Genomic DNA, 15964 nt, shown 5'->3' with positions numbered 1-15964 from the left:
ACTTTCCCAAAGACGCTTGGGTCGGGTTCCTGCACCGGCTGCCAGGTGGTAACGCCCACGCCTCGCTCGTTCCTCACGAGGCGGCTCAACCGGCGCTCGCCGGGCCCCTCAACCACCGCCTTCAGGTCAGGAACCGGAAGAACGGCGAGTCGTGGGCGACCTCCGTCACATGCATTCCGCACTCCTTGATGCGCTGCAGCAGGAAGGGGTAATCGGTCGGGTTGCCCAACTCGACGCCTACCAGCGCCGGGCCCGTCTCCCGCGCGTTGCGCTTCACGTACTCGAAGTACGCGATGTCGTCATCGGGGCCGAGCACCCGGTCGAGGAAGGCCCGGAGCGCGCCCGGCTGCTGCGGAAAGTCCACCAGGAAGTAGTGCTTTCTGCCCTCGTGGATCAGCGAGCGTTCGACGATCTCGGCATAGCGCGACACGTCGTTGTTGCCCCCGGAGACGACCGCCAACACGCTGGACCCGGCAGCGATCTGAACTCTCGGGCCGATCCCGCCGGTCGGCAGCGCAGCAGTGGCGAGGGCACCGGCAGGCTCGGCGATGATGCCGTCGGTCTGATACATGTCGAGCATCTCGGAACAGATCTGGCCCTCAGGCACCCTGATCAACTCGATGCGGGCCTCTCGGATCACCTCGAAGGTGAAGTCGCCGACCCTACGGACGGCGGCGCCGTCGACGAAGGTGTCGATCTCGCTCAGGGTGACGGGGCGGCCCGCCGAGATGGCGGCCGCGACACAGGGCGCACCGTCTGGCTCGACCCCGATGAGCCGCACGCCTGGGTGGTGTTGCCGAAGCCAGGCCGCCGCGCCGGAGACCAACCCGCCACCACCGATCGGGATCATCACGACATCGGGGACAAAACCGAGTTGTTCGAACGACTCGACGATCAACGTCGCCTGCCCTGCCGCGGTCCGTGCATCGTTGAAGGCAGGGACCAGTACCCCGCCGTTCGACGCCATCCGTGATGCCTCCTCGGACGCTTCGTCGTAGGTCGCGCCGTGCAGGACGAGTTCGACCTGGCCTCGTCCCAGCTCCCAGATCCGCTGCCGCTTCTGCCGAGGCGTGGTGCGCGGAACCACGACGGTCGCCTTGATCCCGAGCGCGGCCGCGGAGTAGGCGACGCCCTGGCCGTGGTTGCCTGCCGAGGCGCAGATCACACCGGTCGCCCGCTCTTCGTCGGTCAGTTGGCTCATGAGGTTGTATGCGCCGCGAAGCTTGTAGGACCGGACGGGCTGCAGGTCCTCCCGCTTGAGCCAGACCTCGGAGCCGGTGGCATGGGTGAGTCGCTGGTCGACGTGAACCGGTGTGCGCGTCACCACACCGCGCAGCCGTTGAACCGCCTCGGGGATCAGATCGGCGAGATCCGTCAGAATCGTCATGGCCCCAATTGTGGTGCCGCGACCCCGGTGAGACCAGCGCCGCCCAGAACCAGTGTCATCGGTCGGCCCGGTGCTCTCCCTGGAGGGGCTCTCGCGCCCCTATCCCGATTCGCGCTGGGTCAACCGACGTGGCGACTCATCGAGCGTTGCGGCTTCAAGGTGGAGCACCTCGGCCTCCCTGGTGCGCAGTTCCTGGTGGTCGATCATTTCGGCGACTGCCAACTCACGTGCGGTCTCGGGCACGCGCGTGAGCTCGGTCAGGTCGTCGGAGGTGACCTCAAGGTCGCGGAACCGTCGTGCCGAGACCATCACCCGGCTCTCCACCGTGGCCACGGCCTTGTTGTAGTTGGAGACGGCACCTGAGAGCGAGCGGCCGAGCTTGTCGAAGTGGGCGCCCAAGGTGACCAGCCGCTCGTACAGCTCGCGCCCGAGCTTCGAGACCTGCGCCGCCTTTTCTGTCACGGCGACCTGCTTCCAGCCGTTGGCCACAATCTGGAGCTGTGGGATGAGCAGCCCGGGGGAGGCCAGGACGATGTGGCGTCGGGTCGCATAGTCGTGCAGGTCGGGTGCCTGCTCGAGGGCGAGCCGGTAGAACTCATCGCTTGGCAGGTAGAGCACGACGAACTCGGGGGAGCCGATGTCGAGCTGCCAGTAGTTCTTCTCGGAGAGCTGGTCGACATGCGTGCGGACGTGTTTCGCGAAGGTCCGCAGGTGATCCTTCTGCCTGGCCTCGTCCTCGGTGTTGTACGCGTCAAGGACCGCGGAGAGGGGCACCTTGGAATCGACGAAGATCACCTTGCCTGCCGGGAGGTTGACGCGCAGGTCTGGGCGGAAACGGCCGTCGTCTGAGGTATAGGTGAGCTGGGTGTCGAAATCGCAGCGCTCGGTCAGGCCTGAGATCTCGACGATCCGTTTGAGGCTGGCTTCGCCCCACGAGCCTCGGACCTGGGGGGTGCGCAGCGCGTTGCTGAGGCTGAGCGCCTCGCGACGGATGGCGTCTCCGGAGATTCGCAGGGTGTTTACCTGCTCACCCATCTCCGCCGACATCCTGGCCCGTTCGGTCTCGACCGCCTGGAGTTTCTCCTGCATCTGGCGCAGCCCCTCGGAAAGTGGGGAGACGAGGTGTTCGGTCGCCTTGAAACGCTGCTCGGCCGCAGCCTCTGCCTGCCGGGCCTGCCTCTCTAGGGATTCGGACGAGAGCAGCTTGAACTGCGCCACGAGCGACTCCCGGTCTGCGGCCTGCTCGGCGGCCTTCGCGAGTGCGGCGTCACGTTCAGCCGATGCCGCCGCGACCTGGGCCGAGACGCGGGCCGTCTCGGCCGCTGCCTCGGCGGCCGCGCGTTGCGCCTCGGCGGCGGCCGCACGCAGCTCCGACTTCTCGGCAAGCATCTGCGCCACCTCGGTTCTGGTGGTTGCGGACTCCTCCCGCGCCCTGCTGGCCTCGGCCCTGGCCGTCGAGGCATCCTGCCTGGCCTCGTTGAGCGCGAGCCGATCGGCGTCGGAGGATGTGGTGGAGGGGGAAGTACGGCGGCCGTAGATGAACCCGGCGACGGCGCCGATGCCGAGCGCTAGGAGACAAAGGAGGATGGCGAAGGTTTCCATGTGCCCATCCGATCAGACGACTCCGACAGTTTCGCCCAGGATCGCCGTCGACGCCACGGATCGGCGCACCCGTGTGCACAAATCTCTCTATGCGTGGAGGCAACGGCTATCTGGCATCGCCTCCACCTATACAGAGATTTGTGCACGGCATGGGCCCCGATGGCGGAAATGCTGCGGGCCAGCGCACCCCCTGGCCCGGGGTCGAGCGCCGAGGGATAGCCTGAGAGCATGTTCGAATCAGCTCGCACCCACATCGACGACCTCGCCGACTTCGTCGTGGCCTCGCCCACCAGCTACCACGCGGCCGACCGGATCGCCGAGCGACTGAGCGGGGTTGGATTCGAGCAGATGGACCAGCGAAAGCCGATCGGGTCGGCAGCCGGCGCCAAATTCCTGGTGAGGGACGGCGCCGTCGTCGCCTGGGTCGCGCCCGAGACGATCACGCCGGAGTCCTGCTTCCGGATCGTCGGCACACACAATGACTCGCCGAGCTTCAAGGTCAAGCCGGGCCCGCATGCAAGGTCGGCAGGATGGACATCGCTCGGCGTCGAGATCTACGGCGGGGCGCTGATCAACTCCTGGCTCGACCGCGACCTGGGCGTCGCCGGCCGGATCGTCACCCGCGACGGCGCAACGCACCTCGTGCGGACCGGGTCGATCGCGCGGATCCCGCAGCTCGCCATCCACCTGGATCGCACAGCCAACGACGCACTCAAGCTGGACAAGCAGACCCACACCCAGCCGGTCCTGGGAATCGATCTGAAGGAGTCGCTGCTTGACCACCTCGCGGGTATCGCCGACATCCTGGTCGAGGACATCGCCTTCCATGATCTGTTCCTCTTCGACACCCAGCGGCCCGGCGTCATCGGCATGGACGGCGAGCTTTTCGCATCCGGCCGACTCGACAACCTAGCGTGTGCGCACGCCGCACTCACCGCGATGGAGTCCACACCCAGCCCCGACGGCGACATCGCCGTCTACGTGTCGTTCGACCACGAAGAGGTCGGCTCCGCAACCGCCAGCGGTGCCGGCGGCCCTGTGCTGCAGGATGCGCTGGAGAGGATCGCGGCCTGCTACGGCCTCGGCCTCGACGAGACCAGGGCGATGATCGCCCGTTCCACCTGCGTCTCGGCCGACTGCGGCCACGTCGTCCACCCCAACTACCCGGGGCTGCACGACCCGATGAACCAGCCGCTGCCCAACGCCGGGCCGTTGCTCAAGATCAACGCCAATCAGCGCTACGCCACGGATGCGGTCGGGGCGGCGGTCTGGTTCGCCGCCTGTGCCGCCGCGGAAGTGCCCACCCAGTCATTCGTCTCAAACAACTCGGTGCCCTGCGGGTCGACCATCGGCCCGATCACCGCCACCCGGCTCGGAATCACCACGGTCGACGTCGGCGTCGGGCTCCTCAGCATGCACTCCGCAAGGGAACTGTGCGGGGTCGACGATCCCTGGTACATGGCCCGTGCGATGTCGGCCTTCTGGACGAACTGACCCGCTACGCCGGCATCCCCAGCGGCAAAGGAGCGGCCACGTGCGGCGACCCGTCCAGGCAGCAGCCGTCCACTTTCGACCGGTGGCAGTTTCCGCACATCGGCACCGGAAGGTAGAAGTGGGCTATGCGGTGGCCGCGGAACTCGGCGACCTCGATGTCCAACTCGAAGATCTCGCGGAGCAGGTCCCGTTGCACGATCTCCGACGGCGTCCCGATCGCCCGGACCCCGCCGTCCTTCATCGCGACGATCTGGTCGGCCCAACATGAGGCGTAGTTGATGTCGTGTACGACGATCACCACCGTCTTGCCGAGCTCGTCGGCCGCGCGACGTAGGGTCTGCAGCATCGCGTGCGAGTGGGCCACGTCGAGGTTGTTCAGCGGTTCGTCGAGCAGCACATACTCGGTGTCCTGCGCCAGCACCATCGCCACGTAGGCTCGCTGCCGTTGCCCACCGGACAACTCGTCCAGATAGCGGCCCTCCAGGTCGCCCAGGTGCATGAAGTCGACCGCCTGGCTGATCGCCTCCTCGTCGACCACCGTCAGCCGACCGTTCGAGTGCGGGAATCGGCCGAAGCCGACCAACTGGCGCACCGTCAGCCGGGTGATGAAGTGGTTCTCCTGCCTGAGGATCGAGACGATCTTGGCGAGGTCCTTCGACTTGGTCTTGGCGATGTCGTAGCCAGCGATCTCGATGACGCCGTCGTCCATGCCGAGCAGGCGCCCGATCATCGTGAGCAGGGTCGACTTGCCCGCACCGTTCGGCCCGACCAGGGCGGTGATGCCACCCTCGATGATGTTCAGGTCGACGGGGCCGATCGCCACCTCGCTCGAATAGTTCTTCAGCACATTCCTGAGCGTGATCACAGGCGTCCCTTTCTGAGGATGACGATGAGGAACAAGGTGCCGCCGACCAGCTCGATGATGATGGAGACGACGCCCTGCGCGGAGAAGATGTTGCGCATCACGAAGTACGCGCCGGACAAGACGACGAATGCCACCAGGATCACCATCGGAAAGATGCGGCGGTGGTCGTAGGTGTCTGCGAGTTGGTAGGTGAGCGTGGCGACCAGGAATCCGAGGAAGGTCATGGGGCCGACCAGCGCGGTCGAGACCGCCATCAGGATCGACACCAGGAACAACACCTGCATCAGCTCGCGCCGGTGGTTGAGGCCGAGGTTGGTGGCCGTCTCCTTGCCGAGCGCGAGCACGTTGAGCCTCGTGGACTTCAGCCACAGGAGGATGCCTGCCACGACACACAGCGGGATCGCCACCGGATAGTAGGAGGCGTCCGCGTTGGAGACGTTGCCGAACAGGCGGGCCGACAGCACGTCGAACTCGCTGGGGGTCAGGAGCCGCTGCATGAACGTGGAGACCGAGCCGAGGCCGCCGCCGATGACGATGCCCACCAGGAGCATCACCTGAAGGTTGGCGTAGCGGCCCGACAACAGCCAGCCGTAGAGGCCGAGGGCGAGCAGCACCATGATGACGACCTGGATGCTGAACTGAGTCACGCCCCTCAGCGAAACCAGGCCGGCGACCCCGAGGAAGTAGACCGCGGACGTTTGCACCGCCCGGTAGAGCGACTCGAAGCCCATGATCGACGGCGTGATGATGCGGTTGTTGACGACCGTCTGGAAGCTGACGGTCGCGATCCCCTGGCACCACGCGACGATGGCCATCGCGATCAACGCGTTCATGCGCCGCTCCGCGATGCGCCAGAAGCCGTCCGAGCCGACCGGCATCGGGTTGTTCCAGGCCAGCAACCCGAACCCGAACACGGCGGCCAACACGATCAGGAGCGTGAGGATCAGCCAGTATCGACGGCGGGCGCGCGGGGTGCAGAGCGGGCCACTGTGCCGTCGGGGTGCCGAAAGGTCGACCATCGCCTCAGCCATTGCGACGCTGCCTCAGCAGGAGGGCGACGAACACGATCGAACCGACGACGCCGAGGATCAGCGACACCGGCACTTCGAACGGCATGATGATGGTTCGTCCGATCAGGTCGCAGACGGTGACGATGGCGATGCCCGTCAGGCACACCCACGGAAGGTTGCTGCGTAGGTCATCGCCGCGGATCATCGACACCAGGTTCGGCACGATCAGACCGAGGAACGGCAGGTTCCCCACCACGACGGTGACGACGCCGGTCGCGACCGCGATCAGCCCGGTGCCGAGCAGGACGACCCGGTTGTAGTTGACGCCGACGTTGGTCGCGATGTCCTCGCCCAGTCCCGCCACCGTGAACCGGTCGGCCACGAGGAACACGGCCACGGCGACCAGGGCCACGATCCACATCAGTTCGTAGTTGCCGCGCAGCACCGAGGTGAAGCTGCCGGCGAACCACACTCCGAGGTTCTGAAGTTGGTCGGTCTGCAGTGCGAAGAACGTGGTGATCGACCCGACCACGGCGCCGAGCATGATGCCGACGATCGGCACGATCAGCGAGGTGCGCAGCGACACGCGGCGCAGGAACAGGAAGAAGACCATCGTGCCTATGAACGCGAACACGATCGCGCCGGCCATCTTCCCGAACAGCGAAGCGCTGGGGAACAGCACCATGACGGTGAGCAGCCCGAGCGAGGCCCATTCCGTGGTGCCCGTGGTGGTCGGCTCGACGAACCGGTTCTGCGTCAACAGCTGCATCACGAGCCCGGACATCGCCATCGCGCCGCCGGCCAGCACCAGCGAGACGGTGCGGGGGATTCGGGTGATCGCGAACATCTCGGCGCCGTCCTTCCCCCCGACAACGTCGTAGACACCGGTGAACAGTGATACGACCAGCAGGACGGCGACGATTGCGATCCCCAGCAGCAGCCAGGGGTCGAACAGCTTGGCGCGGTGGCGAGACAGCGGCTCGGTGGTGGTTGTCATCGTTCTTCATCCATGTGAGGTCGGTCCGGACGCGCCAAAGTGGCGGCCCCTGGTCCAGGAGGACCCGAGGCCACCACTTCGGCTTGGTCGGGAAGGAGAATCGCTCAGCCCTGTTTCGCGGCCTCCAGGGCGTCCGCGAAGTCGTTCAGGAACTCCGTGTAGGTCTGGATGCCCTCATTGGTGTAGGTGTCGGCCGGCATGTAGACGACCTGCCCCTTCTGGATGGCGGGGACGTTACGCAGCGCGTCGGTCGCCTCGATGATCTCGGCGGCAGGCTTGAAGTCGGGGTTGTCGGCGTCGACCGCGGCGGAGCGGTCCATCACGAGAATCCACTCCGGGTTGGAGGCGGCGATGGCCTCGACGGAAATCTCGTCGCCCTCGTGGTTGGTGGAGGATTCCTCGACCTCGAGCGCGGGCGTCAGGCCGGCGTCGGTGAACACGGGGCCGAGGGTGCGGCCCTGCCCGGGCGCGATGAAGCCGATCTCGCCACCGGAGACGTTGACCGCCATCGCGGTCTGGGCCGGATCGTATGCCGCCTTGACCCGCGCCATGGCCGCGTCGTAGTCGTCGACGAGCTGCTGGGCCTCCGCCTGCTTCGAGAATACCTCACCGAGGACGGTGACTTGACGCTTGAGCTCGTCGGCGAAGGGTTCGCCGTCGCGGGGGTCGAGCTCGATCAGGGTCGCGTCCGGCACGAGGGCGGCGATGTCGTCGTAGAACTGCGTGAACCGCTGGCCGATGATGACCACGTCGGGGTCGGCTGCGACGATGAGCTCGAGGTTGGGTTCGTTGTGGGTGCCGACGTCGACGATCGAGTCATCCTGCGTGTAGGCGATGGTCGCGGGCATCAGAGAGACGGCCGCGACGGAGAGCGTGACGCCCCAGTCGGAGAGCGTCTCGAAGGTGCGGTTGTCGAAGGCGGCCACGGAGGTCGGCGGCACCTCGACCGTGTGTGATCCGCGGTTGTCCTCGATGGTGACCGAGGTCGGGGCCGCGGACGTGGCGCTGGCTGCGGGGGAGCCGCTGGTGCCGTTGCCGTCCGCGGGCTGCGAACCGCAGCCGACGAGCGCGAGGGTGGCTGCCAGGGCGAGGGCTGCGGGGGCCAGGGGCCTCTTGATATCCATGGGGAGTCTCTCGATTCGGGTTGGTCACTTGGGTCGCCCGGCGGCGCCACCGGCAATCGACTTAGGCCAACCTAACCCGTCTGAATTAAGTAATGCAAGTTTGCGTTAAATGACAAGGTGTCGCCAAGCGGTGGATTGACGTGTGCTACGAACGCGTGACCTGGCCCTTGCTTTGGGGTGCTTCGGCGCCGCCCGGTAAGCTCACCGGTTGTGGCACTCACCATTGGAATCGTCGGCCTCCCCAACGCCGGCAAGTCGACCCTGTTCAACGCACTGACCCGAAACGACGTGCTCGCCGCGAACTATCCGTTCGCGACGATCGAGCCGAACGTCGGTGTCGTCGGCGTCCCCGATCCGCGGCTCGCCGAGTTGGCGAAGGTGTTCAATTCGGAGCGCATCGTGCCGGCCACGGTCAGCTTCGTCGACATCGCGGGCATCGTGAAGGGTGCCTCACAGGGCGAGGGGATGGGCAACGCGTTCCTGGCCAACATCCGTGAGGCCGACGCGATCTGTCAGGTGACCCGCGTCTTCGACGACGAGGACGTCACGCACGTCGACGGCAAGGTCGACCCTGCCAGCGACATCGACACCATCGGCACCGAGCTGATCCTCGCCGACCTGGCCACCGTCGAGAAGGCGCTGCCGCGCGTCGAGAAGGAGGCGCGGATCAAGAAGGAGTCGCAGCCGAAGGCGGCCGCGTTCAAGGCAGCCAAGGATGCGTTGGAGTCGGGGGTCGGCGTCCGCGCCGCGGGCCTCGACCTGGAGGAACTCTACGAGTTGCACCTGCTGACGGCCAAGCCGTACCTGTACGTGTTCAACTGTGACCAGGATGAGCTTGGTGACGAGGCGCTGAAGGACAAGATGCGCGGCATCGTCGCTCCGAGTGAGGCGATCTTCCTGGATGCGAAGTTCGAGTCTGAACTGGTCGAGATGGAGGAGGACGAGGCGCGCGAGTTCCTCGCCGAGATGGGCGTCGAAGAACCTGGCCTAGACGTGCTGGCCCGCGTTGGCTACGACACGCTCGGCCTGCAGAGCTACCTGACCGCCGGCCCGAAGGAGTCGCGTGGGTGGACCATCAAGAAGGGCGCCACCGCTCCCGAGGCTGCGGGTGTGATCCACACGGACTTCCAGAAGGGCTTTATCAAGGCCCAGGTTGTGAGCTTCGACGACCTGATGTCGGCCGGCTCGGAGGCGGCGGCGAAGGCGGCCGGGAAGCTGCGGCTCGAGGGCAAGGACTACGTCATGCAGGACGGCGACGTGGTTGAGTTTAGATTTTCGCTTTAGTATCTGCGACGCTGTGGCCTGAACGCTGGGGGCGCGGCGTCTCGATAGCGGCGACCTTTCTGTCGGCCTTTCGGGTAGAAAGTTGCGCATCTAGTGCACTATGATGCACTGTATGGATGTAGATGCGGCGACACTGGCGCGTGCGATCGGCGCGCGTGTGAAGCAGGAACGGAGTGCTCGCGGCTGGACGCTCGACCAGCTTGCGCAGAGCGCTGGGGTGAGTCGACGCATGGTCGTCAACGTCGAGCAAGGGTCGGTGAACCCGAGCGTCGGCACGCTCCTACGGCTCTCCGACTCGCTAGGTGTCGGCTTGCCCGCTCTCGTGGAGCCTCCCGCCTCGAAAGCTGCGAAAGTGACCCGAAGTGACGCAGGTGCGGTGCTTTGGACCGGCTCTGCCGGTGGCAGGGGTGTATTGGTGGCAGGCACCGAGCCGCCTGACGTGGTCGAGTTATGGGACTGGACGCTCGCGCCGGGCGAGCATCACTCGAGCGAGGCCCACTCAGCCGGCACGCGCGAGCTGCTCCAGGTCCAGCAGGGCACGATCGCGGTCGAAATCCACGGAGACGCACACATGCTTAGCGCCGGCGACGCGCTGACGTTCTTCGGCGACGCCGACCACTCGTACTCCAACCCGAGCCATGACCCCGCACGGTTCACCCTCGCCGTCTACGAACCTGGGGTGGGGCACACGCGTAGGACGGAGGCCTCCGATGCCTGAGCTCCGGTCTCCGGAAGAGTTCCTCGCTGCGTGCGCAGTCGATCCTGCCGTGTATGAGCTGCGGCCTGATTACCGTGTTCTCCTGCTCGTCGTCGAGGGAGTCGAGCCGGAGGTTGCGTCTTCGTCGGCCGATGAGTTGATCGACCAGGCTGAGAGGCATGCCCGGGCTTTGCTCGCTTCGTCGTCGGTGGAGGATCTGCCTCACGTCGCCGCTTGGCGGGACGCCTATCGGACGTTCGGCGCGAAGCCTCAGCGCACCCGCAACAGCCTGGAAGCTCTCACCCGCCGCGCAGAGAAGGGCCTGCCGCGTGTGAACGCGCTAACGGATGTCTACAACGCGATCTCCGTGCTGCATCAGATCCCGTTTGGCGGCGAAGACTTCCACCGCTACGTCGGTCATGCCCGTCTTGTGCGGGCTATCGGCGAAGAGCCGTTCGACTCGGTCGCCAATGGTCTGACTGTGGTCGAGCACCCCGAGGCCGGGGAGGTCGTCTGGCGCGACGACGAGGCGGTGACGTGCAGACGATGGAACTGGCGGCAGGGCCGCCGCACAGCGTTCAGCGACGATACCCGGACGGCGTTCTTCATCCTCGATGCCCTCGCTCCGGTCACCGATGCGGAGCTGTTCGCCGCCGCGGACGCTTTGGCCCAGGCGCTGTCTGCTCTTGGTCCCGACGTCCGCGTCTCGCAGCGATTGGTGGTCGCTCCATGATCAGCGCTCGCAGCGCCCGACGGATCCCGCCGTGGTCGATGGCCGTCGCGGCGATGCTCGCCGTGCAGCTCTCCAACGCCCTCTCCGTCCCGGTGATCGAGCAGGTCGGGGCCGGCGGCACAGCCTGGTTGCGGATGTGCTTCGGAGTGGTTTTCATCTGGATGATCGCCCGCCCCGGCATCCGGTCCCTGCGTCGCAAGGACCTCCCCGCGCTGCTCGCGCTCGGTGCGGTCACCGGGTTCATGACGACATTCTTCCTCGCCGCGGTCGAGCGCATCCCGCTGGGTACGGCGGTCGCGATCGAGTTCCTCGGTCCCCTGACCGTGGCGGGACTGATGAGCAAGCACCGCAAGGCGCTCGTCTGGCCGCTGCTCGCCTTGATCGGCGTCGTCATGCTTACCGAGCCGTGGCACGGGGAGATCGACGTCACCGGGGTCGGGTTCGCCCTGGCCGCGGGCACCTGTTGGGGCCTGTACAACCTGCTCACCCAGCACGTCGGCGACCGGTTCTCCGGCGTCGGCGGGCTCTCTCTCACGATCCCGATCGCGGCGCTGGCCACACTGCCCGTCGGACTGCCCCAGGTCATCGGCGGCGACTTCACCTGGTGGGTGCTGCCGGCTGCGGCGGGGATCGCGCTGATTAGCCCGGTGATCGCGTTCGGGCTCGAGATGCTCGCCCTGCGCCGGATGACGCACACTGCGTTCGGCACCCTGCTCTCCGTCGAACCGGCCTTCGGCATCCTTATCGGGCTGCTCGTCCTCGCCCAGACGCCCACGCCCACGCAGCTGCTCGGCATCGCCTTCGTCATCGCCGCCGGAACAGCGGCGCAGCGCGGCGGTGCGCGAGCGACCGAGTCGACCAACACCCCCGACCTGCCCGCTTCGGCGACGAATGCGACTCCGTGACCCGCACCCGAAGACTGGAGTATTCATGAACGGCATCTTTACCGGCCTCAGCGCCTTCCCGCTCACCCCGATCGCGAACGACGCCGTCGACGAGAGAGCGTTCGTCGGCCTCGTCGAGCGGCTAGCCACGTCGGGCGTCGACTCGATCACCGCCCTTGGCTCGACCGGGTCCTACGCCTATCTCACGGCCGAGGAGCGGATGCGCGTCTCTCACCTCGCTGTTGAGCACGCGGGCTCGACGCCAGTGTTCGTCGGGGTAGGGGCGCTGCGCACCTCGCAGGTGCTCGCCAACGTCGAAGCCGCAGAGCAGGCCGGTGCCGCCGGCGTGCTGCTCGCACCGATGACCTACCAGCCGCTCACACAGGCCGACGTCTTCGAACTGTTCCGCACGGTGACCGAGCGCACCGACCTGCCGGTGATCGTCTATGACAACCCGGGAACGACGCATTTCTCCTTCACCGACGGCCTCTACTCCCGCATTGCCGAGCTCCCGGGTATTGCGTCAATCAAGATCCCGGGTGTGCCCGCGGACTTGGCCGAAGCACGCGAGCATGTCGCCGCCATCCGCGCCGCGATACCGGAGCACGTCACGATCGGTGTCTCCGGAGATGCCTTCGCTGCAACGGGCCTGAACGCTGGCTGCGATGGCTGGTACTCCGTCATCGGGGGGACCCTCCCCGTACCGGCTCTTGCGATCATCCGGGCCGCACAGGACGGGCGGGCTGCGGATGCCGTCGCGGCCTCGGAGCGTCTCGCACCCTTGTGGGGTCTGTTCTCCGAGTTCGGCGGGAGCCTACGGGTGGTCGCCGCGATCGCAGAGCAGCTCGGCCTCGCGCCGGCGGGATGTCTGCCGCTGCCGATCCAAGGCCTCACTTCGGCTCAGCGGGCGCGAGTGGTCGTGGTGGTCGATGAACTCGGCCTCGACTGACAGCTTCGAGACGGTCGCTGGTCCTCGTGAGACGGGCCGCGGCTGGGCGCTGGCGCGGTACGTCGTCGCCGCGACGCTCGTGCGCTCCGCTGACGGCGGCGCGGTCGTCGCGATCGTCCTCCTCGCCCATGCTTCGGGCCTGCCCGGTTGGATTGCGGGGCTGCTCGGCGCATCGATCACCGCACCACACCTGCTGGGCCCGTTCATCGCCCGCCGCCTCGACACGGCACAGGACGGCCGGAAGGTCATCGCCATCTCCGCCCTCGTCCACGGAGTTCTGCTGGGCGCTGCGGGGCTGCTCCTGCCCGTGACGTGGGCTGTGGCTCCGGCGGTGCTGCTGGTCGTGTCAGGTCTGTTCGGGCCGATGCTCACCGGCGGTGTTAGCAGTCGACTGCCATCGATCGCGGGCCCGTCGCAGAGGAGCCAGCGCCGCGCCCACGGATGGGACGTCGCCAGCTATGGCCTCAGCGGCACCCTGGGTCCCGCGGTCGTCGCCTGGATCGTCGCCGGCCCTGGGCCGCTGACCGCGACGCTCGTGCTCGCGGCCGCGGCGATCATTGGAGCGGGGGGCGTGCTCGTGCTCCCGCGACAGGATCCTCCGTTGTCCGCCGTGGATGTCCCCTTGCCCGGGCGTACGTTGCTGGCGATCGGGCGGTCCGGGCCGCTACGTCGCACGCTTGCGTTGACTATCACCGTGGCGTTCTCCGTCGCCGTGTTGCCGATCTACGCTGTGGCAGTCGCTCCGTCTCTTGGAGGCGCGGCGCTGGCTGGTACGTTGGTGGCGGTCTACGGTATCGGCAGCCTCGCCGGATCCGCGTTGCTCATGGCGTGGCCGTTGCGGGGAGATTCCGACAGGCTCACTCCGGTGCTCGCGCTCGTCGTGGCAGCCAGTCTGGCTGTGGTGATCGTTGTACCGGGACTCGTGACGTCCCTTGTGGCTTTCGGCTTGGCGGGAATCGCCAACTCCCTGTTCTTCGCGGCGACGCTTGCCGCGCGCAGCGAGTATGCGCCGGTCGAGGCCCGCGGGCAGGTATTCATTTGGGTGGGCGCGCTGAAGATCGCCGCAGGGTCCGCAGGCACTGCTGTGGCAGGAGCACTCATAGGGGTGACGTGGCTGCCGATCGCCGTCGTCGCAGGGCTGACAGCTGTGTCCGCCACGGTCTGTGCCGTCGCGCGAAGGCGTCAGAGCCAGCGCTGAGCGCACCGCACATTCAGAGGTTGGTATGTGCGGCGACGTGGTGGAGTTCAGGTTCAACGTCTGACAGTTTGGTGAGCGGCGGTACATGAGTGGTCCCCGATGCGGAGCTGTTCGCCGCCGTGGACGCTTTGGCCCAGGCACTGTCTGCTCTCGGGCCCGAAGTCCGCGTCTCGCGGCGACTGATGGTCGCGCCATGATCGGCGCTTGCAGCGCCCGACGCACCCTGCCGTGGTCGATGGCGGTCACCGGGCTGCTCGTCCTCGTCAGACGCCCACGTCCCTGCAACTACTCGGCATTGCCGTAGTGATCGCTGCCGGGGCCGCGGCACAGCGCGGCGGCGCGCGAGCGACCGAGTCGATCACCATTACCGGCCTGCCCGTTTCGGCGACCCCCGAAGCAGGAGCAACCATGAATAGCATCTTCGCCGGCCTCAGTGCCTTCCCTCTGACCCCGTACAAGGACGATGCCGTCGACGAGCGCGCGTTCGTAGGCCTGGTCGAGCGCCTTGCTGCGGCCGGCGTCGACTCGATCACCGCGCTGGGATCGACCGGTTCATACGCCTACCTGAGCACCGGGGAGCGGGCGCGTGTCGCCCACCTCGCTGTCGAGCACGCGGGCTCGACGCCGGTGTTCGTCGGGGTCGGGGCACTGCGCACCTCGCAGGTGCTCACCAACGTCGAAGCTGCCGAGCAGTCCGGTGCCGCCGGCGTGCTGCTCGCGCCGATGACCTACCAGCCGCTCACGCACGATGATGTCTTCGAACTGTTCCGCGCGGTGACCGAGCGCACCGAGCTGCCGGTGATCGTCTACGACAACCCGGGCACGACGCACTTCTCCTTCACCGGCGACCTCTACGCCCGCATCGCCGAGCTCCCGGGCATCGCGTCGATCAAGATCCCGGGTGTGCCCGCGGACTCGGCTGAAGCACGCGACCGTGTCGCCGCCATCCGCGCCGCGATACCGGAGCACGTCACGATCGGTGTCTCCGGAGATGCCTTCGCTGCAACGGGCCTGAACGCTGGCTGCGACGCCTGGTACTCCGTCATCGGCGGCACCCTCCCCGCAGCGGCTCTTGCGATCATCCGGGCCGCACAGGACGGGCGGGCTGCGGATGCCGTCGCAGCCTCGGAGCATCTCGCACCCCTGTGGGGTCTGTTCTCCGAGTTCGGCGGGAGCCTACGGGTCGTCGCCGCGATCGCAGAGCAGCTCGGCCTCGCACCGGCGAGATGTCTGCCGCTGCCGATCCAAGGCCTCACCGCCGCTCAGCGGGCGCGAGTGGTCGTGGTGGTCGATGAACTCGGCCTCGACTGACAGCATCCAGGCAGTCGCTGATCCTCGTGAGAAGGGCCGCGGCTGGGCTTTGGCGCGGCACGTCGTCGCCGCGACGCTCGTGCGCTCCGCTGAGGGTGCAGTCGGCGCGATCGTCCGCCTGGCCATGCTTCGGGCCTGCCCAGTTGGGTCGCGGGGCTGCCGCCGCCCGTGACGCGGGCTGTGGTTCCGGCGGTGCTGCATGTGTTTCAGATACGCATATCGTCAGTGTCCTGGGTGATGAGGGTATCGATCACGTAGTCGACGGAAGCGATAAGTGGCTCTTCACAATCGAGGTTCGGGGTTGCGGCGTGGCGGTTGGCTGAGGGGGTCGAGGCCCTCCGAAGATGGAAGTTCTCACGCTCCCCATCTGGAAGACCTCGACGTGTCCGACGCTACCTTCACGTGCCCTGATCTGACTAGTTTCTGCCG

At 67.0% G+C, this 15964-nt stretch carries 14 protein-coding genes; 8 read left to right on the top strand and 6 right to left on the bottom strand.

Annotated elements, in window-relative coordinates; translation table 11 throughout:
- Positions 1 to 121: 121 nt before the first annotated feature.
- Positions 122 to 1387: a threonine ammonia-lyase IlvA gene (gene ilvA / locus BUC15_RS16860; RefSeq protein ID WP_073190626.1), complete on the bottom strand. Its 1266-nt coding sequence runs from the start codon at positions 1385 to 1387 to the stop codon at positions 122 to 124.
- 99 nt (positions 1388 to 1486) lie between these two features.
- Positions 1487 to 2989 carry a DNA recombination protein RmuC gene (locus tag BUC15_RS16855; RefSeq protein WP_073190624.1) on the bottom strand — a complete coding sequence of 501 codons (1503 nt, stop codon included), beginning with the start codon at positions 2987 to 2989 and terminating at the stop codon, positions 1487 to 1489.
- 228 nt (positions 2990 to 3217) lie between these two features.
- On the opposite strand from BUC15_RS16855, the gene BUC15_RS16850 reads away from it, so the two are divergent.
- Positions 3218 to 4483, top strand: coding sequence for a M18 family aminopeptidase (locus tag BUC15_RS16850; RefSeq protein WP_073190621.1), 1266 nt, complete (start codon positions 3218 to 3220; stop codon positions 4481 to 4483).
- A 4-nt stretch (positions 4484 to 4487) separates the two neighbouring features.
- Here the strand turns inward: BUC15_RS16850 and BUC15_RS16845 are convergent, their stop codons facing one another.
- The 4 genes from BUC15_RS16845 to BUC15_RS16830 form a co-directional block, all read right to left on the bottom strand.
- On the bottom strand, positions 4488 to 5348 hold the full coding sequence (locus BUC15_RS16845; RefSeq protein WP_084189701.1) for an iron ABC transporter ATP-binding protein: 861 nt from the start codon (positions 5346 to 5348) through the stop codon (positions 4488 to 4490).
- Positions 5345 to 6379: an iron chelate uptake ABC transporter family permease subunit gene (locus BUC15_RS16840; RefSeq protein WP_073190618.1), complete on the bottom strand. Its 1035-nt coding sequence runs from the start codon at positions 6377 to 6379 to the stop codon at positions 5345 to 5347. The genes BUC15_RS16845 and BUC15_RS16840 overlap by 4 nt, the downstream gene beginning before the upstream one ends.
- Positions 6372 to 7355, bottom strand: a complete 984-nt coding sequence (locus tag BUC15_RS16835; RefSeq protein WP_073190616.1) for an ABC transporter permease — start codon at positions 7353 to 7355, stop codon at positions 6372 to 6374. Before BUC15_RS16835 ends, BUC15_RS16840 begins: the two co-directional genes overlap by 8 nt.
- Before the next feature lie 104 nt (positions 7356 to 7459).
- On the bottom strand, positions 7460 to 8479 hold the full coding sequence (locus tag BUC15_RS16830; protein WP_073190613.1) for a siderophore ABC transporter substrate-binding protein: 1020 nt from the start codon (positions 8477 to 8479) through the stop codon (positions 7460 to 7462).
- A 210-nt stretch (positions 8480 to 8689) separates the two neighbouring features.
- Here BUC15_RS16830 and ychF point away from each other — a divergent pair, with 210 nt between their 5' ends.
- The 7 genes from ychF to BUC15_RS16795 all read left to right on the top strand — a co-directional run bounded on the left by ychF (position 8690) and on the right by BUC15_RS16795 (position 15535).
- The gene (ychF, locus tag BUC15_RS16825; protein ID WP_073190610.1) at positions 8690 to 9763 is read left to right on the top strand and encodes a redox-regulated ATPase YchF; all 1074 of its coding nucleotides are present in this window, start codon (positions 8690 to 8692) and stop codon (positions 9761 to 9763) included.
- 112 nt (positions 9764 to 9875) lie between these two features.
- The gene (locus BUC15_RS16820) at positions 9876 to 10481 is read left to right on the top strand and encodes a helix-turn-helix domain-containing protein (RefSeq protein ID WP_425443376.1); all 606 of its coding nucleotides are present in this window, start codon (positions 9876 to 9878) and stop codon (positions 10479 to 10481) included.
- On the top strand, positions 10474 to 11193 hold the full coding sequence (locus tag BUC15_RS16815; protein WP_073190604.1) for a B3/B4 domain-containing protein: 720 nt from the start codon (positions 10474 to 10476) through the stop codon (positions 11191 to 11193). Before BUC15_RS16820 ends, BUC15_RS16815 begins: the two co-directional genes overlap by 8 nt.
- Entirely contained in the window at positions 11190 to 12098 is a 909-nt protein-coding gene (locus BUC15_RS16810; RefSeq protein WP_217652283.1) for an EamA family transporter, read from the top strand. The genes BUC15_RS16815 and BUC15_RS16810 overlap by 4 nt, the downstream gene beginning before the upstream one ends.
- A gap of 25 nt (positions 12099 to 12123) precedes the next feature.
- A complete protein-coding gene (locus BUC15_RS16805) occupies positions 12124 to 13026 on the top strand; it encodes a dihydrodipicolinate synthase family protein (protein WP_073190601.1) in 903 nt (300 codons plus the stop codon).
- Positions 13007 to 14224, top strand: coding sequence for an MFS transporter (locus tag BUC15_RS16800; RefSeq protein WP_084189700.1), 1218 nt, complete (start codon positions 13007 to 13009; stop codon positions 14222 to 14224). Before BUC15_RS16805 ends, BUC15_RS16800 begins: the two co-directional genes overlap by 20 nt.
- 408 nt (positions 14225 to 14632) lie before the next feature.
- On the top strand, positions 14633 to 15535 hold the full coding sequence (locus tag BUC15_RS16795) for a dihydrodipicolinate synthase family protein (RefSeq protein WP_073190598.1): 903 nt from the start codon (positions 14633 to 14635) through the stop codon (positions 15533 to 15535).
- Positions 15536 to 15964 lie beyond the last annotated feature (429 nt).

Source organism: Tessaracoccus bendigoensis DSM 12906, from assembly GCF_900141915.1.
Taxonomy (GTDB): Bacteria; Actinomycetota; Actinomycetes; order Propionibacteriales; family Propionibacteriaceae; genus Arachnia; species Arachnia bendigoensis.
Note: the sequence above shows the minus strand (reverse complement) of the source record. Positions and strands in the feature narration are given on the sequence as shown.